The sequence below is a fragment of the Novosphingobium sp. genome (assembly GCF_049240505.1).
Classification (GTDB): Bacteria; Pseudomonadota; Alphaproteobacteria; order Sphingomonadales; family Sphingomonadaceae; genus Novosphingobium.
The window spans coordinates 1-19,532 of the sequence record NZ_JBMLSM010000150.1; the positions used below are offsets into that span (position 1 = coordinate 1).

11 protein-coding genes are annotated in these 19,532 nt (G+C 59.9%); 5 read left to right on the forward strand and 6 right to left on the reverse strand.

Going from position 1 to position 19,532, the window contains the following annotated elements:
• The coding region (locus ACOVQ0_RS12460; protein WP_421884910.1) for a conjugal transfer protein TraG N-terminal domain-containing protein at window positions 1-1,602 on the forward strand (1,602 nt) is incomplete at its 5' end.
• Window positions 1,603-1,605: 3 nt separating this feature from the next.
• On the opposite strand, the gene ACOVQ0_RS12465 is transcribed toward ACOVQ0_RS12460, so the two are convergent.
• The 6 genes from ACOVQ0_RS12465 to ACOVQ0_RS12490 all read right to left on the reverse strand — a co-directional run bounded on the left by ACOVQ0_RS12465 (window position 1,606) and on the right by ACOVQ0_RS12490 (window position 11,516).
• Entirely contained in the window at window positions 1,606-1,812 is a 207-nt protein-coding gene (locus ACOVQ0_RS12465; RefSeq protein ID WP_421884912.1) for a hypothetical protein, read from the reverse strand.
• Window positions 1,813-1,933: 121 nt separating this feature from the next.
• On the reverse strand, window positions 1,934-5,332 hold the full coding sequence (locus tag ACOVQ0_RS12470; RefSeq protein WP_421884914.1) for a TM0106 family RecB-like putative nuclease: 3,399 nt from the start codon (window positions 5,330-5,332) through the stop codon (window positions 1,934-1,936).
• An 18-nt stretch (window positions 5,333-5,350) separates the two neighbouring features.
• Window positions 5,351-6,658: an McrC family protein gene (locus tag ACOVQ0_RS12475; protein ID WP_421884916.1), complete on the reverse strand. Its 1,308-nt coding sequence runs from the start codon at window positions 6,656-6,658 to the stop codon at window positions 5,351-5,353.
• Complete coding sequence (locus ACOVQ0_RS12480; protein WP_421884918.1) at window positions 6,655-9,534, reverse strand: AAA family ATPase; 2,880 nt, start codon at window positions 9,532-9,534, stop codon at window positions 6,655-6,657. The genes ACOVQ0_RS12475 and ACOVQ0_RS12480 overlap by 4 nt, the downstream gene beginning before the upstream one ends.
• A gap of 48 nt (window positions 9,535-9,582) precedes the next feature.
• A complete protein-coding gene (locus tag ACOVQ0_RS12485; protein ID WP_421884919.1) occupies window positions 9,583-11,070 on the reverse strand; it encodes a DUF2779 domain-containing protein in 1,488 nt (495 codons plus the stop codon).
• 179 nt (window positions 11,071-11,249) lie between these two features.
• Window positions 11,250-11,516, reverse strand: a complete 267-nt coding sequence (locus ACOVQ0_RS12490) for a DUF4258 domain-containing protein (RefSeq protein ID WP_421884920.1) — start codon at window positions 11,514-11,516, stop codon at window positions 11,250-11,252.
• Between the two features lie 74 nt (window positions 11,517-11,590).
• Between ACOVQ0_RS12490 and ACOVQ0_RS12495 the strand changes: the two genes are divergently transcribed.
• The 4 genes from ACOVQ0_RS12495 to ACOVQ0_RS12510 all read left to right on the forward strand — a co-directional run.
• Entirely contained in the window at window positions 11,591-12,583 is a 993-nt protein-coding gene (locus tag ACOVQ0_RS12495) for a helix-turn-helix transcriptional regulator (RefSeq protein WP_421884922.1), read from the forward strand.
• A gap of 82 nt (window positions 12,584-12,665) precedes the next feature.
• Entirely contained in the window at window positions 12,666-12,956 is a 291-nt protein-coding gene (locus ACOVQ0_RS12500) for a hypothetical protein (protein ID WP_421884924.1), read from the forward strand.
• Window positions 12,943-18,108 (forward strand): DEAD/DEAH box helicase, encoded by a 5,166-nt coding sequence (locus ACOVQ0_RS12505; protein WP_421884926.1) that lies wholly within the window; start codon window positions 12,943-12,945, stop codon window positions 18,106-18,108. The genes ACOVQ0_RS12500 and ACOVQ0_RS12505 overlap by 14 nt, the downstream gene beginning before the upstream one ends.
• A gap of 4 nt (window positions 18,109-18,112) precedes the next feature.
• On the forward strand, window positions 18,113-19,532 hold a 1,420-nt coding region (locus ACOVQ0_RS12510; RefSeq protein ID WP_421884928.1), incomplete at its 3' end, for an SNF2-related protein.

The following is a 19,532-nucleotide window of genomic DNA, read 5'->3' on the forward strand; positions in this document are numbered from 1 at the left end:
ACCGGGTTCTTCTACCTCGCGGCATGGGGCCCGCTCTTCGTGATCCTGCACATGATCCTGATGTTCAAGGGGGCGAGCGATGTTGCGGCGGCCGGCGGCGGCACCGGGCTCTCGCTCGCGACCTTCGCGGGCATGACCGACGTGAACCGCGATATTGGGCTTCTGGCCGGTTATCTCGTCGCGTCGGTTCCGTTCCTGGCGGGCGGCGTCGCCAAGGGCGCGCTCGCGATCTCTGGGCAGGCGACCTCTTACCTCAACCCCTCGCAGAATGCGGCCGAGGAAGCGGCGCGCGAGGCGAGCACCGGCAATGTCTCGCTCGGCAACAGCAATCTCGACAATTCGACGGTCTTCTCACGCCAGTTTGCCCAAGGGGCGCTCAATCCGAGCATCTCGTATGGCGCCCCGCAGACGCGTGGGTTCAGCGATGTGGGCACCCAGACGACAAGCTTCGGTGAGGCGGAATTCGCGAGTGTGCCGAATTCCCAGTACCCGTTCACGCCAACGTTGGGGCAGGATTTCACGAGCAGGCTCTCGACGATGGCAAGCCAGAGCCGAGGGCAGAGCGAAACCTATTCGAACCTTGCCCAGCAATCGACCAGCTCGGCCGTCACCCGGTTCAACGAGATCCGCAATGCCTACAGCCAGGGGCGTTCTTCGGAAACGGTCAGCGGCACCGGCAGCAACGACAGCATTGGCACGGCATTCAGCGAGGTCGACAACGCCTCCACCACCCTGCAGCGCCAGTTCGGCCTTTCGCGCCGGGCCGCCGACGACATCACAGTGTCGTGGTTCCTTAATGGCCAGGCTAGCGCTGGCGTTGGAGGAAGCCTTGGGCCAGTTGAGCTTGGCGCGAAAGCCAGTGGGGGGCGAAACAAGTCTTGGACCGACAGCGACGTCGGCATTGCGTCTGAGGATCGCAACCGAATTACCGGGACGTTGCAGCAGCTTTCAGACACGCGGAACTGGTCGAACACGCGTGAAGGCTTCCTCCGCCAAACGAGCTCGAGTTCGAGTTCGCAGGTCTCGACCAGCGCTGCGGGTCTCAGCCGCTCGTTGACCGAAGCACAGACCTACTCTGTCGAAGCACGCCGCGCCGAAGAAATGGCGAGCCGGCTCGAGAACCAGGCCTCCTGGTACGAGGGCGCGAACGCTGCCGGTTCGCTTAATCTCAGCCAGGCCTATCGGGAATGGGGCATGGCGGAGCTTGAAGCGAACCGCGACTATTACGGCCCAGTCCGCTTCGACGACATCAATTTCCAGATGAGCGCACAGGGCCAGCAGCTCCAGGCGCGGTTCGTGGAGACCTATGCCGACCGGCTGCATGATGACATTGAGGGGCAATTGACGCTGCCCGAGTTCGCGCCGGTCAGCCGCCCTGCCGTTACAAGCCAAGGTAGCGTCCGCGCGCATGGACCCAGTGGCGGCGTTGGATCAGGCAGTCTTGGTGCGGCTCCCGACACGTCGGGGATCAGCGAAGAAGTCCGGGCGGCGCAGGCGCGAGGCCGAGGCCGGATCGGTCAATCCAGGAGCAATCTTGACGCTACCACTCGAGCGGCCAAGGGCGCTTCAGAAGAGGCCGCAGACGAGGTGAAGGAGTGGTAGATTTTAGAGGATTAGCTCATCAACGACGAGGTAAATTAAGAACGCAGCCAGCAGAGCAAAAACCGTGATCATCTTGGCCCGGCCCCAAGGATCGGCCCAGGTCTTCTGCCACGTATACGCAGTCAGGCGATTTTCCGCGATGGCCCGGTCGATCTCTTTGAGACCCTTCCAGTCCCCGGTTGCAACCGGGTCATCTGATGACTTCAACATAGGGCACCTATTCAGCAGGCAGGCTGCTCCGAAATCGCTGCATTATCCCAGAATTCCGGGCTTAATGCAGCGATTCTGGCACACAAAATCATGGGTGCCAAGCGGATGTTCGGCGGCATTTTCATGAACTGAGTTCAAGATACCGACAGAAGGCATTCGCGAGTTGCATCTGACGAGGCGTGCGGCATTCGGCCTCGAAAACTTGCGGAGAGCCGACAAGAATAGTGACGCATTTTGCGCGTGAAGTCGCAACGTTCAGCCGGTTCAGGCTGTACAGAAATTCCATTCCGCGCGGCGCGTCGGCATGCGAGGAGCTGGCCAGCGAATAGATCGAAATCGGCGCCTCCTGGCCTTGGAATTTGTCCACCGTCCCGACCCGCGCCTGGGGGAGCCGGCGTTGGATCTCGAACACCTGCGCATTGTACGGGGCGATGATCAGTATGTCCGCGATCCCGAGCGGCTTTTCGTTCCCCTCGCGATCAATCCAGGTCGCACCCTGTGCCAATATGTCGGAGACCAGTTCGGCGATAACGTCAGCCTCTTCGGATGAGCAATTCTGATTGCCGGAATGCTCGACGGGCAGGAACCTCAGACCCGTGCCATTGGCGATCCCCTTGGCGTTTACCCGCTGCCCGGCCGCTTCCGCCTTGGCTCCCAGCTTGCCCTCGTAAAAGAGCTCGGATGTGAACGCACAGATATCCGGATGCAGCCGCCAGGTGACGTCGAGAAACAGGCCTTCGTCGGGTGCGATGGTTTGCTTGCCCGAAAGCAAGTGGTCGAGAGCAGAGCAGCCGGTGCCATCCGGGTGACTGCCTTGCATGGGCTGGTCGAGCTGCTGCGGGTCTCCGAGCAGAACCAGCGTTTTTGCCGCCTGCGAAACGGCAAGCACATTCGCCAGCGACATCTGTGCCGCCTCGTCGACAAAGAGAACGTCAAGACTTTCAAAGGCATCCTCGGTCGACCACAGCCAGGCGGTGCCGCCTGCAACGCTGCAATCCGCGTTGAGCGCGGCGAAGACCTCCGCATTGTTCTTCTTCGCGAACCGCAGCCGATCGGTTGCGTCTTCCTTGGACCCGCCCTTCGGCTTTTGGATGCAGATCAGGGCGGTGTTGGTCTCCTCGGCGACCTCAATGACTTTGTTCAAAAGGTTGCGGATTACTTCGTGACCATTGGCCACGATCCCCACCTTCTTACCCTGGCGGACGAGCTCGCAAATCATGTGCCCACCCGTGTGGGTCTTGCCAGTGCCAGGAGGCCCCTGGATCGGCAGCACGCCTGCTGAGATGAGCGGGCCGATGCGCACGCCCGCATCGAGGGGCTTTTCACCGTCGCGCCGCACGGCGCTGCCGTCAGCAAAACGCGGCGCCACGCGCATCAGCATGTCACGCGCCGCCTGGTAGGTTTCTCCCTCGTCCATGCCATGCTCGCAGACATGAGTTGCCAATCTGACCAGCGCTTCCTGCATCGGTTTGGACGGCACATGCTCATGCACGAAGACTGCGGCGGGATGTTCGTCCGCCATCGCCGAGGCCTTCTTGATATCGATGGTGCGCTGTTCCCTCGAGATATCCTCAACGGTGCCCAGCGTCTGGCCGCCCTGCATTCTCAGGCCTTTGCCTGCGCGAATATCGGCTTCCTGCACCGGGAAGCTGTATCGATCGATCGGGCATTTGGCGGTGCCGCCGACCGTTTCCAAGAAGGTGAGACCTGCGAGGCCAGCGCGCTCATCGATAAGCTCTTCTGCAGAGAGGTCACTGAGGCGGAAGTATTCCCACCAGGTCGCCTTTTCCTCGCGGCGATGCCACTCGAGAAGATTGGCCAGGAGCCAGCGCGCGTGCTGCTCGGCGGTGCGCTCTTCCGGATCGACAGGCACGTCGGCAGTCAGCTGCTCAATCAGCGGCGTGATTCGCTCGAGCCATTCGGAAAGGCCTTCGCTGGGTCCGCTCTCACCTGGTTCCGGCCTCGTTACTTCGATACCTCGAGCAATGAGCTTGGTGCGTTCCGCCTCCAGCCAATCACGCAGGGCCTCGGTCGAGACACAGTCGTCGCGGTTGTAGGCTTCGACGGTCTGCTTATCCTCCGGCAGAATTCCCGCCGCGTCGTTCAGTTCAAGGCTCACCTGCAGCCGGTTAAGCGCCAGGTTGGCATCCGGAAGGCTGGCGTCGCGAACATAGCCGTAAAGCGGCTCGAGCTTCTTGATGGAATAGCTCTCGACGCCCGCACGCAGCGAATGGCGGACCACGCTCAGCAAATCGACGAACACGAGACCACGCAGCAGCGAATCCAGTTCGTCTTCGCGCGTGCCATATCGCCCCATCAGCCGCTTCAGCGCGCCAGGCTCGTACCCGCCATAGTGGTAGACGTGGAGCTGCGGGAAGACCTTCCTCCGCTCGAGCACGAAATCGATGAATGTCTCAAAGGCCGCCTTCTCACCAGTGCGGTCTAGCGCCCAGAGCCCGCGGTACTGTGGCTCGCCCTGCTCGCGGAAGTGGAAGCCCAGGAGATATTCCAGCCCATGCTGGCCGACGAAGGAATCTCCCTCGAAGTCGAGAAAGATATCGCCCTCGCAAGGCTCGGGTAGGCAGTTGAGACCGAAACCTGCCACCGGCGCCAGAAGTTCGTAGCGCAGTTCGCCGCTGGCTCTGGATTCGAGCTGGATCCTGGCCTGCTCGCGAACGCGGGTCAGGGATTCTTTCGAGCCGCGCTCCGGTTTCCATTGCAGGGGCAGCGGCAGTTCTGCCAGCGCCGTTGCCGTGGTGACGCCGTGATCCTTGAGCTCGACAATCTGCATCGAGGAGATGCCCGCGACGAGGCACAGGTGATCGTCATCCCGGCGCTGCTTGTCGCAGCGCGCGCTCCAATTGCAGATGTCGCAGTTTGATGTCGGCTCCGGGTAGGTCTGACCGGACTGCTCGCTTCCGATCGCTCCGAGCAATCCTTGCTTCACCTGACGATGATAGGCGGCGAAATCGGCGAGCCGATACCGCTCCGGTTCAAAGTCGGTCCAGGGCGGGATGACGCTGGCAAAGACCGGGATTGTCCCTTGCACTCCCCCGATGAGCTCGGAGTAGAGGCACAGCTGGAGGACGGTGCCGCCTTTCGTTTCCCGGGCGAGCTTGGTGTCGGCGGCTTCATAGGACCAGTTGCCGAGGTCGCTTGGCGTATCAACGCGCTGCAGAATGTCGGCGCGGCCAGCCCAGGATCCGCCTCGAAGCGCGCCCTGGACGATCACGTCTACGCCCGCCCGCATGGCGGCGATGGTCTGGGCGACGGCCTCGTCGCTGATGTCCACACCTTCAATCACAACGCATGAAAGGCCTTGGGCGCGCAAATGGTCCACATAGGCCAGCTCATGCTGCTTGCCGCGCTCCCAGAGCGCCTCGAGCGCTGGATCGAAGAATTTCGGGCGCGAAAGTTCACCGCGCGCTGCCGCATGCTCCAATTGGGTCAAATGCCGGCAGTTCAGATATCCCACCAGATCGGTAGCACTAAGGCGCGGCGTTCCATTTTGAATTTGCACGTTAAAGCCCCCGTAAACTCAGCACGCTTCAGCTTCGGCAAGCTCGAGCGTGAGCTGCCGCAATTGTTGGATGACGGCTTGCCGGGAGCCGAGTTCGACGCTCATCGTGCGGAGCCGGGCCTGATCCGCGCCGATCCGGTGCGACGCCAAAGTGCCAGGGCTGTCAGCGAGCGCGAAGTGATGCGGGTAAAGCAGGCTGAGGCTGTTGCATTGGTAGATCTGCCCATAGGCCATCATCTGATAGACGTCGGCTTGGGATACCCCCTGCTTAGGATCATCGATCCGGGAGGAAATCCGCTTCCACTTGGTATCGATGATCTGCACGACCTCATTGCCACGCTTCACCAGAATATCGGGCCTGGTCTGAAACACCTGGCGGCCATCGGTCTCATTCTCGAGGCAAAAGAGACGTCCGCCTTGAAGGCTGACGCTAAATCCTGTGCCCGAGAGCGCACGCTTGAGCAGGCGCCCCACATACTCCTCGAACAGCGTGTTCATCTCAAAAAGAAGCGAGAAGCCGTCCTGCCGGCCCATCGAACTCGTCTGGAACCGGTCGCCCAGGAGAAGCCGAGCTAACGTGATCAGCTCCTTCCAGCGCGCGTTGGTCCGATCAAGATGCACGTCGTCCCAGCGCAATCCGCTTACCGGAACATCGGCAATGTCGGCATAGGCGAAGCCCAGCTCGGCCAGCCTGCGCTGGTTGTCCGCATTGTTCGAAACGCGCAGCAACCGGGAGACAGCGGCTTTCATGATCTGATTGAGCGGCGTGTCAGGCGACAGTTCATCGAAACGGCAGGCGAGACGCTGGGGCGAGGCGGCGAGACGCGTAAACTGCCGCACCACATCAAGTCGCCCGCGAAGCGCGGGCAATTCATCCTCGCAGGCCATGTAGCGACGCGGCATGCCCTGACGCAGGGCGTCGGCAAGCTTGCGGGAAAACAGCCCGATCAGGACTTCGAGCAAGGTGTCGCGTTGAGACCCAAGCGAAGTCATGGTGCCGCTGTCGATCTCCAGATCGAGCGCGACGGCCAGCATATGCACCAGGCGATCCCGCAAGTAGGCGCGATTGTCAGGATCGCTCTCTGAAGGCTTGGCATCGATCTTGGGCAGGATTTCCAGCGCACACCCATCAGCGACAATCACGCCCACCACCTGACGAGCTCCAAGAGCATGCCGGCCATGCTCCAAGATTCCCTTGCCATTCTTGCCGGCTAGGGGGGATCGACGCGCAACGGCGACAAGCCTGTCTGCTGCCCATGCGGGGATGCATTCCTCACCCTCGCCATGAGCGAGCGATTGCCATTCGAGGAGTGATCGCCGGATCACGCAAAGCCCTTGTAGGCATCATCTGCAAACGGCTGCCGGACCTGCCAGCGCCAACGAGCTGGAGCATCGCCATCGCAGTCGAGGCCGTTGGGGGCCCTCAACTCCCGCCGTTCCAAGAAACGCTCACCGGTCGTGTCGCCAAGCACGGCAGCGACTTTGGACCAGTCCTCATAGAAATACTCGGCGAGGAGCGGGATAACCTTGTGCCGCATGCACTCATCGACGTCCGACCGAGTCGCACACCCCATGAAATAGGCGTGCCCGATCTGGTGTTCGCGGTCGAACAGGTACTCGATGCGCTCGTTAAGAGAGGCAAGGAGATTTCTGAGCGCAATGCCATCGACATTTTCAGGCAGGGCCTCGGTATCCGGCATGAGCTCGCGGAATGTGAAGCGTCGGCGTAGAGCGGTATCCAGCAAGGCGATGGAGCGATCCGCCGTATTCATCGTGCCGATAATGTGGAGGTTCGACGGAACTCCGAAAATCTCACCCGAGTAGGGCAATTTCACGCGAAGCTCGTTTTCCTCCCCGATCCGCTTGTCCGGTTCCAGCAAGGTGATGAGTTCACCGAAAACCTTGGAAATATTCGCACGGTTGATCTCGTCGATGATGAGCACATAGGGCTCGGGCACACCCGTCGTAGCGACCGCATCCCCACCCGAGGTCACGATCTGCTCCAGCGCATCCCAGTCGATGTAGCGGTTGTTCAGCTGGTAGACTGAGACCTGGCTGAAGGTCTTTCCGTAGATGCGTTCGCGCGGGAGGCTTTCATCAGAGTGCCACAGCCAATTGACCGAACGGCGATGATTGTACTCACCGTTGGGACCGGGCACGAAACGATAGCCCCCGGTGACCTCGCCAATTGCCCGGAACTTCCGGTTGCCGTCAGACACGACGACCAGAGAGCCGACTTCCATATTGATTCTGAAGGCATACATCTGGGACATGTTGGGATCGTTACCGGTCGCCTCGGGGTGATCCTCGCGCCACCGTTCCTTGATTGCCTCCCACTTGTCGAAGCGGGGATCGGACCAATCGACGTCGCCGCCATATCCCAGGACAATGTACCCATCGCGGATTGCATCCTGGAAGATCGCGTCATCTTCAGCCGCCCAGCTTCGTCCGAGCGACATCTTGAAGATCTTCTGGCTTCGATCGAGCAGTAGCTTCTCGGCGTCCACCGCATGGCCGCGGTTTTCAGAAGCAAGGTTGGCAATCTGCTTGAAGATGCCATCGTGCGGCTTCAGGCTGAACCCTCCGCTGGCCGGGCCATCGTCGCTCTCCTCGCCCGTGACAGGTCTCAGTCCTTCGACGAATTCTTCGTACGAGAAGGACTGGTGGAACGTGACAAAGCCAATGCGCCCCTTGCGATGCAGGGACTGATAGACATCCATCAGCTCCTTGCGGCCAAGCTGCGCCGATCCTGGGCCATTACAAATTTCGACAGCCTCGGCCGCCGTTGCATAGGTCTTTCCCGTTCCCGGAGGCCCGTAAAGGATGAGATTGGTTGCAGTCGGCATGGACGGTCTCATTTCTAAAATTTCTGGCGTTTCATCGGCAGCTTGTTCTTCCTGGCTCACGACCCAGAGGAAGCTCTGGACGTCCCACAGGTCTCGGGGCTGCCATCCCCAGCCGACCATTTCCTCGTAAAGCTTGTGCGCGAAGCGGAGCACTTCGGCGTATTCTTCGGCTGAGAGCGGGCTCCAGCCAAACAGCGGCTTGTGAACCAAAGCCTTGTAGGCTTTCGAGAGCGGGTCGGTGTTGATGCCCAAAGCCTCGCCCGGTCGAACCAGAGCCAAGAACATTGACGGGATATTGCGGCTTTCCGAGTAGGGCTTGCTATTCTCCTGTCCTTCCAGGAGGACGGGCCAGATCGCATCGACCATCTGCTTGGCCGCCTCCGGCGGGTCATCGCTCGAGCGAGCCAGGTGGGCCGCTGCCTCTTCAAGAACATTCGGATGCTGCTGGCGAATGGCAGCCAGACGGTTGTTGGTCCGCCAACCAGGAAGATCGATGCCCGTCAGGATGTCGAACAAGGCACCGCCCAGCGCCTCGGGTGCCAGCGGTGGCTCGGACTGCATGAGCGCGGCAACCTTAGCGACGGCCTCGCGCTTGTAGTTGATGACATCGCTGAAGACCTGCGAGGTCGAGCCGGCGAATCCTTCCGGTTCAAAATCGGGATAGGTCCGCAGGAAGCGAGCCTTGAGGTCCGCAAGCACGGCGGCATCAATAATCAGCTCGTTACCATGGATTGACCCTTTTGCAGGAATGCCGAGAGCCTTGGCGATCTCAGGGGCGATCTCATAAGAGGTCAGCTTCTGTTTGCCGTATCCTAGATAGGGCCGACGACCATTGTTGGATCGCAGCACCCGGACCAGACGCTGCTCCTTGAACAGCGCCCGAGCCACCGCCAGGACATCGTCGGTTTCAATGGCATCTTCGGTCTTGTTCGAAGCGCCCATGATCCGGAAGGCTTTGACCCCCGACTGCCGGTTGGTTTGGCGAATGGGCCAGTGAACTGTTCTGGAATCATCAAAGAGAGCGATGCGCTTCTCGGCATCGACACTGTCAAACCCTTCGCCGGTAGTCCCTGACCGGAACTGGATGTAGTAATTCAGCGTCGAGCGATAGTGCGAGAGGTTCGCATAGAGATTGCCATCAATCGGAAAGCGAGCCGGGTTTTCCCGGCCGGCACGCTCATCGGCCTTCGAATAGGTAAGTTGGGCCTTGATGCCTTCGAGGCCATCGGCGTCATAGGCTTCGTCGAGATCGCCATAGTGCGCCTCAAGACGCTTCGCGTCTTGCGCCTGGGTGTTCTGCGTAGACAAGGAATGACCCTGATCCACCATCCACTTTCGAAATTCAGCTTCTTGCATTAGTGCTTTCTCAAAACGCTTTGAATGGATGAGACCAAGGGTTACAGTCTATTTTGTATCTGTGAGGTGGCGAACCACTTCGACCATGGCGAATGTGTCTTTTGCACAGTAAGTTCTGAGCGATTGCGCTATTTCAGCCACCCGGGCCTCGGTCGTGACCGGAGAAATTGCTTCGAGGTAGGCAAGCTGCGCCGCAGAACCATCCGCGACATCCAGCGCGGCGTAGTCGCCGCTATTCCTGATGGTCGGCAGAACAGCCTTGATGGACCAGCTGCCGCCTTGGTCACGGTGATACCAGTGCTCTCGGGTCACCGGCAGCAAATCGACGATGCGCGCCGCGATCGCCTTGAGATCCTCGGCCAGATCCGAAAACCGCTCCGCCAGCCGGAGGATGCATGTCCGCTCAAAGGCTGCATTGTAGGCGATGATGGTTCCGTCCTCGGGAATTTGGGCCACGAGAGCCTCCGCGCAGGTGCGGCGAGGATCTTGGCCATCCAGGCTCAAGAACTCCCGGTGAGTGATATGCCCTGTGCGATCCTCGATGTGCGCTGAAAACTGAAAAGGGACTTGCTCCCAGGGCTTGGTTCCTAGCCAGCGAGGCAAGGCAAAAGCGATCGTCTCGAAATCGAGATAGGTCCGGGGATATTCCCAATCGCCGATGATCCGCCGCGCTCCTTCCACGTCGTGGTAGGGGACGCCCGACAAGGTCGCTTCATGAATGCGCGCGTGGACGGCATTGGTGAAACTGCCAGGTGGGACATCCTCAAGCTCGACAATGCCGTGCTCGGCCCACTTGGCGGCAAGTTGCCGTCCCGTTCGGGGCAGCGAGGAGATCGGATACCGCACCGTTTCCAGATCGCGCGAGCAATAGGCCACAAATTCGCAGGGGAATGGATCATGGCAATGATCGCCGGGATCGCGAGCGGGCTCTTCCGAGCCAAGCACCGACCGGATTTCAGCGACCAGCTTCGGGCGCTTGAGGGACAGTGGCTTAGCATCCTCCAGAGATGGCGTATCCACGAATGCGCCGTGGTAGTTGCCTTCCTCGGTCAAGAAAAAGTGGTTGTTGAGGTGCCGGATGGCGGCTGAACTCACCTGGACCCCGGCCTCACGCAGCACCCAGAGCTGGGTCGCCAGATCGGCGACATGATAATCCTTGCGGCTCGTCGAACTCTTCACTTCGGCAACGTGCCAGCCCCCAAGGCCGTCGGGTTCCATGATATCCACCCGGACGAGCACACCATCGTGGGCAAAGGTCGCCTCGAACAATGGCGCTTGGACCGAGGCGGAGATAAGGTCCTGGGTCCGCTGAAGGGCAGCGGCAAGGTCAGGCTCAGCCTCGATCATAACGCCACCAGGGCATAGTGCGCAGGCCGCGTCCCCGACTTCATGGCCAGCAGCGAAACGCGCCTCAGCACCGGCATCGAGCTCTGCAAGGTCCGCGCGATGCGTTTGCAACCACAATCGCTTCGGGCACTGCTCGAAGGAGGTGATCTTCGATTTGGAAAGGCCGAACTGCCGGCTGCCAGAATTCATTGAACTACGTTATGCCCCCTTCATTCCCGCTATGCATCTTGCCCACTCGGGATGACAAAATCTGTCACCCTTAATCAGGCATCCCTGCGCGCCGATTGATAATGGAGGCGCTTCTGGTCTGTGTCCGGCTTGCTGACAGAACACCCAATGCCATCCAAGCTCAGCCAAAGAGTTAATTATCAGAATTTCAACCGATGATGGCGATGACCCGCAGTAATGATTGCTCCGTCATCGCCGACTACGAGGTAAGCATCGAGCGCCTTTTCCAGCTTGAGGAACGCCGATTTGCCCAAGTCCTTGAGCATCCGGGACCGGCTTTGCCTGGTGAGATAGCAAACCTCGGCGCCGCGATGACGACGATACTCTCCGTAGGCCATCAGGGCATCGACGGCCTGATGTGAAATCGCGCGCTGCTGCATGCGGGCTTCGGCGTGGTGCGTAAACATCTGATCGTCCTTTCCCTTGGTGATGATTTGTGTCTAAATCACTGGGGTGACAGAAACTGTCATGGGGGCCCTCTATGTCATTTGCCAAGGCGGTGGATCTCTTGCGTCTCGCGATGATGGCCACGTCCCGACAGGGGGTTTGTCTCAGTGATGTGGAAGCAGAATTCGGCGGTGTCCGGCGGACGGCACAGCGCATGATCGCGGCTCTCGAAGAGGCGTTTCCTGCGACTGAACACTATGTGGGTGACGACTGCCGGCACTATTGGCGCCTGCCGTCTCGGGCGGTCGCGCCACTCCTTACCCCATCTGCAGAAGAGCTTGTAAGCCTCAGGTCGGCGATCAGCGAACTCGAGCGGGTCGACATGAACGGCGAGGCTATCCAGCTGCGTAGCCTTGAGCGCAAAGTCCGGGCTCTAATTCCCAGCGATCGAACGCTTCGTCTGGCAACCGATGAGGAAGCTCTGCTCGAAGCCATGGGCTTTGCGGCCCGGCCTGGCCCCCGTCCGTCGATGAATGAGGCGGTGGATCTCGCCATCTCGGAGGCAATCAAGGGGCCGTTCGAGCTCAAAATTCAGTATCAAGGCAGAAGAGACGCGAAGCCACGCTGGCGAACAATCGAGCCGCTTGGCCTGCTCCTGGGGTCCCGACGCTATCTCGTCGGCATCGATACGGCCAAGCGCGACGGACGCTACCGGCACTACCGGGTCGAAGACATCATGGAGGCCCAGGTGCGGGCCAAAGTCTTCACCTATCCGGACGATTTCGATCTTCGAGAATATGCCACCCGTGCCTTTGGATCGTATCACCACGAGGCCGAGTATGGGGAAGTGATCTGGAAATTTTCCCCCGAAGCCGCGGATCGGGCGGCAAGGTTCCAATTCCATCCGAGCCAAGAGATCGAGCATCTGGATGACGGCGCCATGCTGGTACGCTTCAAGGCGTCCGGTCACCTTGAAATGAGTTGGCACCTCTATGCTTGGGGCAGCAGCGTTGAGGTACTTGCCCCGCCAGTTTTGACAGAAATGGTACATCCATACCGAAGATCGGACTTCGCAGCCCTCCCGTGAAATGAATGAAATCTACACTTTGGGGAATTGATTCTGTTGAGACTTATGAGATTTTCGAGATAGTACGAACGAGTGGGGCTGGATGAATATTTTTGATTTCGATGATAAGGCTGCGAGTGGCTGTCAGATTCCTCACTGGTCGCTTGCTTGCTTCGAAGCTCAGGATTTTCCTGAGCCGATCTCGCGGACACGCGAAGGCGAAGTGTTTTGGCCGGATTTACTGCTAGCAACCAGAACAAGCTTTCCGTTTGATCCTACTCTGGTCGTTCCAGTGTCGCATTGTCTCCGAGGCCGGCAGATCATGCTCAAAGCCGCAAAAAGCTACTTGACCAAACAGGTCAGCATGGTGGGGAACCGCAATGAAAGCCTTTGAGTTCGACCACCACCTCATTGATTCCTACGCTCGGTTTTCCCGATCCTTCAGCACGATACGCGCAGAGGATCTTCGCCAAGAGATAGAACGGCAATACGACGTCGGACGGTTCTGGCCGGATGCTCTGCTTTCGCTGAACCCGCGGTTTCTCTCGGGGCCGACGGTTGACGACCTGGTGGCTTCAGGGGACCTCGACGAAGCAACTGGAAAGATTTTCAGATTCGGCGAAGTTCCTCTGAGGTTTCACCGGCATCAAGCGCAGGCGATAGCTAAGGCACGCGCCAGTCAGAGCTATGTGGTTACGACAGGTACCGGCTCAGGAAAATCGCTCTGCTTCTTCGTGCCAGTTGTGGACGCCATTGTCCGTGCCCGTAAGGCGGGCGCTCCCCGCAAGACGCGCGCGATCATCGTCTACCCAATGAACGCTCTGGCAAACAGCCAGATCAAGGAAATCGAGAAGTTTATCTCCCAGTCTGGGCTAGCCGACGATGTGAAGCCGATCGTGCGGCGTTACACCGGGCAAGAGAGTGCGGAAGAACGCCAGAAGATTGCCAACAATCCGCCGGACATTCTGCTGACCAATTTCATGATGGCTGAGCTGCTGCTGACCCGTCAGGATAGCCTGGATTCGCAAGTCATCGATAATGCCAAGGGGCTCGAGTTCATCGTACTTGATGAACTGCACACCTATCGTGGCCGTCAGGGTGCGGATGTTGCGATCCTCGTGCGACGCCTTCGGAACCGCTGCGCTCCAGACAAGGCTCCGATCTGTATCGGCACCTCTGCCACCATGGCCAGTGAGGGATCTGAGGCCGGCCGCGCAAAGTCAGTTGCAGACGTCGCATCCCGGCTGTTCGGCGCGTCGATCGGGCCAGACGCGGTGATCGATGAGTCCCTGCAACGAGCAACCGATGACCTCTTGAAGCTCGAAGATGTGCGGCCAAAGCTCGCCAAGGTACTTGAAAACGCCATTCCAGAGACGCTGACCGATGAGGAACTGAAGCAGCATCCACTCGCGGTATGGGCAGAACTGGCGATCGGTCTTGAAGATGGGCAGGAACTGAAGCGCAAGAAGCCGATCCCATTCAATGAGGCGCTAGAACTGCTCTCGACCGATAGCGGCCTGGACGTAGAAACCTGCAGACACAGCTTTGAGCAGTTTCTGACGCGGGTCAGCCTGCCGGAAAAGGAGCGCGGCGGCACTGGGTCAGGGGCCTTTCTGGCGTTCAAACTTCACCGTTTTATCTCGGGCGCCGGCGAAATCTTCACAACGCTGACGGAGCGGCCGCGGCGGGTTCTGTTCGAAGGGCAGCTCGAGGATCCGGATGCTCCAGGGCATCGCCTGTACCCGACACGGTTCTGCCGACAATGCGGCCAGGAGGTCCATGTCGTCACGAGGTCAGAAGATGCCCACGGCATCCGCTATCTGCCGCGCAACATCGACGATACGCCGATGGACGATCCTGATGGTGATGTCGCTGGCTACCTGACGCCGACGGGAGACGATGAGCCGGATTACGCATTTACGGGCGAGGTTGAGACATACCCGGAAGACTGGCGAGAGGAACGCAACGGGATTGAACGCCTCCGCTCGAACCGAAAACCCCGGCTTCCACAAATGGTCACAGTGAGCGCAGATGGACGATACGACCAATCTGGCAAAGGTTTCTGGTTCATTCCAGGCAAGTTCGGTTTTTGCCCATGCTGCCTTGATCAGCCGCATCCGAGCATGCGCGAGCGCAGCAAGTTGGCGGGCCTATCAGGCGAAGGCCGAAGCTCGGCTACCACCCAGCTTGTCGCCACCGCCCTCGAATGGATGAACGGGGACAATAGTGGCGTCCCCGCAGAGAAGCGGAAGCTGCTCGGATTTACGGACAATCGGCAGGATGCAGCGCTGCAGGCAGGTCACTTCAATGACTTCCTGTTCGTAAGCCTGCTGCGCGGTGCAATCCTGCGAGCGGTCCTCGATGCTGGCGATGAGGGTATGACCGAAGACGAGTTCGGTCTGCGCGTCGTGAAAGCTCTTGGGTTCACCGCGGCCAACAAGGCTGCCCGGATCCATTGGATGCTGGATCCAGAAGCGGGTGCAGTGGTGCGGGAAGACGCACAACGATCACTTGCCAAGGTGCTTGCCCATCGCGTCTGGACAGACCTCAGGCGCGGATGGCGTTACACCAATCCAAGCCTCTCGGTGCTCAAGCTGATCGACGTCGAGTTCATCGGGCTGGATGATATCGCGGAAGACACGGAAGGCCTCATGGCCGTGCTTCCCGAGCTTGGCGGCCTCGATGTGGAAGCCCGCAAGAAGCTCCTCAAAGAACTGCTTGGCGCCATGTTAGAGGGCTTGGCGGTCAGCACCGAGGCGCTCGAACTGACTGTGCTCGATTCCGTCGCTCAAAAGTCCCGAAATCTCCTGAGGACTCCCTGGGCAATGGACCAGAAAGAAACACCGCGCAGCCGCACGACGCTCTTTCTGCAGGCCCCAGGGAAAGACCGCGTCGGGCTGCGTGAAGAACAGACCATCATTCGTGCCGGTCACAATTCCCGCGTTGGCCGCCTGATCAATCGCAAGAGCATGATCGGCACGAAGCTCAACAAGACCGATTATCTCACCGTGATGACAGGGCTGATGGAGCTCCTCGCTCGCGAAGGCCTGGTCTCTCTCGTCGAGATCGAAGCGGACCTGCTCGGCTGGCGTCTCTCACCGTCCGCCGTCCGCCTTGTCCCCGGAGCTGCGGTGCGCAATGGCACTGCGGAGGGCAACCGGTATTTCCACGACCTCTACAGCTCCATTGCTGCGGACCTCAAGCGGGGCAAAAGCACATACTGGGGCCTCGAAGGGCGTGAGCATACGGCCCAGGTCTCCCAAAAGCAGCGCGAATGGCGGGAATGGCGCTTCCGCTTCGAGGATGATGACCGCGCCAAGTTGAAGGACAATCTGGCCGAGATCAAAGCGGCCGGGGAATCCGACCAGTTCCTGCCCGCTCTCTTCTGCTCGCCGACGATGGAACTCGGCGTCGACATTTCAGCACTGAACGCCGTCTACCTTCGCAACGTTCCGCCCACACCGGCCAACTATGCGCAGCGCGCTGGTCGAGCCGGACGATCGGGTCAGGCAGCGGTGATCGTGACCTACTGCGCAGCCCAGTCACCTCACGACCAGTATTTCTTCGAACGGCGCAACGACATGGTTGCCGGCGTCGTGCGGCCGCCCGCCCTCGACATCACCAACGAGGAACTGGTGCGCTCGCATCTCCATGCTGTCTGGGTGGCTGAGGCGAAGCTCGCGCTCTCGCCCGACATCCCGGAAATCCTCGATCTCAGCCAGCCGAAGTACCCGCTGAAACAGGAGATCCTGGACGCAATCAATCAACCCAAGCTGGTGACCACAGCGCGCGATCCGATGAAGATGGTTCTCGACCAGATTCTCGCCTCGGTGGATGGGCGAAAACCAATCTGGATGGGCGACGCTAATGACTTCGTGCTCGAAGTCGCAATGAGCGCTCCGCAAGAGTTCGATCGCGCCTTCGATCGCTGGCGGGAACTTTACAATTCTGCCCGAACACAGCTCATGGAGGCGAATGCCCGCTCCGAGATCACCGGTCTTTCCGGGGCCGATCGCCGCAAGATCAAGGCCGCACAAATGCAGGCAAGCGATCAGATTGCGATCCTTGAACAGGGCAAGGCCTCGAACGGCTCGGACTTCTATTCGTATCGCTACCTGGCAACCGAAGGTTTCCTGCCAGGATACAACTTCCCAAGGCTTCCACTCTACGCCTTCGTGCCCGGCGAGGGGAAAACTGGGTCATTCCTGCAACGCGCCCGCTTCCTCGCCATTTCGGAATTCGGTCCACGCAGCCTGATCTATCACGAGGGCCGTGCCTACCGGGTGATGAAGGCGAAGCTGCCGCCCGAAGTCCGGACTGGAGACGGGTCAGAGCTCGCCACCAAGGACATTTTCATCTGCTCCAATTGCGGTGCATGTCATGAAGGGGAAGTGGAACGTTGCCATGCATGCGACGCCCCGATGGCCGGCGAAGTTCCGGTCCAGCGAACCCTGCGAATCGACAACGTCGAAGCAGCCCCAGCCGATCGGATCACCGCGAATGATGAGGAGCGTGTTCGGCAGGGCTTCGACATCCAGACGGTATTTTCCTGGCCCAAGCGGGATGGCCGTCTCCAGATCACAGAAGCGGATTTCCGTTGCGGTGAGACATCGATCCTGGCTCTGCAATACGCGAATAGTGCGGAGATCAGCCGCATCAACAAGGGGTTGAAGCGCCGCAAGAACCAGACCGTTTTCGGGTTCAACATCGACCCTCGCAGCGGGTATTGGGCCAAGTCCGAGGACGAAGACCCGGATGTGGATGTCCCGCCTGACGTCGCAAAGCCGGTTCGCATCGTTCCGATCGTTCGGGATCGCAAGAACGCCCTTCTGATCCGCTTCCGCGAGCCCGAAGCTTACACACCCGAAACGACGGCGACCGTCCAGCACGCGCTTTTGCGCGGTATCGAGGTGGTCTTCCAGCTGGAGGAAGGGGAGATTCTCGGCGAGCCCCTGCCTGCCCGCGACAATCGCCGCTCAATTCTCGCCTACGAGGCCACGGAAGGAGGAGCCGGTGTTTTAAACCGCCTGGTTGAAGATCCACAGGCCTTGGGCAAGGTTGCCAGGGAAGCTCTGGCGCTCATGCATTTTAAGAAGGTGGACGAGGCAATTGCAGCTGGAGACGCAAAGCTTCTGGCTGATCGCGAGGGCGAGGCCTGTGTCCGGGGCTGCTATCGTTGCCTGCTCTCTTATTTCAATCAGCCAGATCATGAGCTGATCGACCGCACGAGCGATGAGGCAAAACAGATGCTGATCGATCTCGCGCGGGGCGAGGTCGTGCTTTCCAGCGCGCAACCGCGGTCCGAGAGTGCGTCTGGATGGGAGCAGGCCTTCAAGGATGCTGGCCTACCTGCGCCAGATGATTCATCCGTGAATTTTGCGGACCAGGAGATGGATTTCGCCTGGCGGAGCCACTTCATCGCTGCCTGCGCTGCGCCCTTGACGCCAGCGGCTCGCGAAACCTCCGACACCAAGGGCTGGACGGTATTCGAGTTGCCGGACGCAATGTCCGTCCCCGAAGCGATGATCAAGATGTTCAAGGGTTAAGCCGATGACCGTGAATTTTGCCCCTGGAGATCTCGTCCGTGCCCGTGGGCGCGAGTGGGTTGCGTTGCCCGCGCCGCGCGAAGGCATCTTGGCGCTGCGTCCCCTCTCGGGAAGCGAGAATGACATGGTCATACTCGACCCCGGACTTGAGATGATGCCAGTCGAGGCTGCCCGCTTCGATCTGCCGGACGACGCTTCACCCACTGTCCAATCGAAGGCCGCCCTCCTGGCGGACGCCCTGCGCCTGACGCTTCGACGGGGTGCTGGTCCATTCCGATCGGCCGCGCAGTTAGCCTTCGAGCCAAGAACATATCAGCTTGTGCCGCTGCTTATGGCGCTGCGTCTGCCAGTGGTCCGCCTGCTGATCGCCGACGATGTTGGTATCGGCAAGACGATCGAGGCCGGCCTGATCCTGCGGGAGCTTATGGATCGTGGAGAGGTCGACGCCTTTTCGGTGCTGTGTCCGCCCCATCTGGTCGAGCAATGGGTTCTGGAGCTCAAGAACCGGTTCGGCATAGATGCTGTGGCGGTCACCTCGGGAACCGCTGCTCGGCTGGAACGAGGATTGCCTCTCGCCCAGACACTCTTCGACGCATATCCCTACACGGTTGTCAGTCTCGACTACATCAAGGCTGACAGGCGTCGCGAGGGTTTCGCGCGCGCCTGTCCCGACTTTGTAATTGTCGATGAGGCCCATGCCTGCGTGGGCACTCACAAAGGCAAGCAGCAGCGTTTCGAACTGCTCTCTGGCTTGGCCCGTGATCCGGATCGCCGCATGGTCATGCTTACGGCAACGCCACATTCTGGTGATGAACAGGCGTTTGCGCGACTCCTCTCCCTCATCGATCCGTCCTTTGCATCAATGGACTTTGAGGACGCGAGGTTCCGCGAGCGCCTTGCTCGGCATCTCGTCCAGCGTCGCAGGATCGACATCACATCTGGCGAATGGGGCGAAGAGCGGGCGTTTCCGCGCAAGGACGAAATGGAAGGCGGCCTGCCTTATCGTCTCTCGAAGGATCACCTCGCCTTTCAGGAAGCCGTTCTGGATTACTGCTTTGGCGTCGTCTTCAAAGCCGGAACCGGCCAACGCGAACGCCGTCTCGCTTTCTGGGGCACCCTGGCCTTGATGCGGTGCGTTGGTTCGTCGCCTGCCGCGGCGCTTAGCGCTCTCAGAAACCGGGCCTCAAATGAGAGTGAGCGTCTCGAACCTCAGATCTACGACGAGGATGGTGACGATGAAGATGCCGTAGACATCGAGCCGAGCGCGAACTTCGATGCTGACCCTGCGCTTCTAGCCCTGGTTCAGCATGCCGAGGAGCTCGTTGCAAAGCCTGACCCGAAACTGTCGGCATTGATCGATGTTCTAACGCCGCTCATCAAGAAAGGGGCAAACCCGGTCGTATTCTGTCGCTATCTTGCCACTG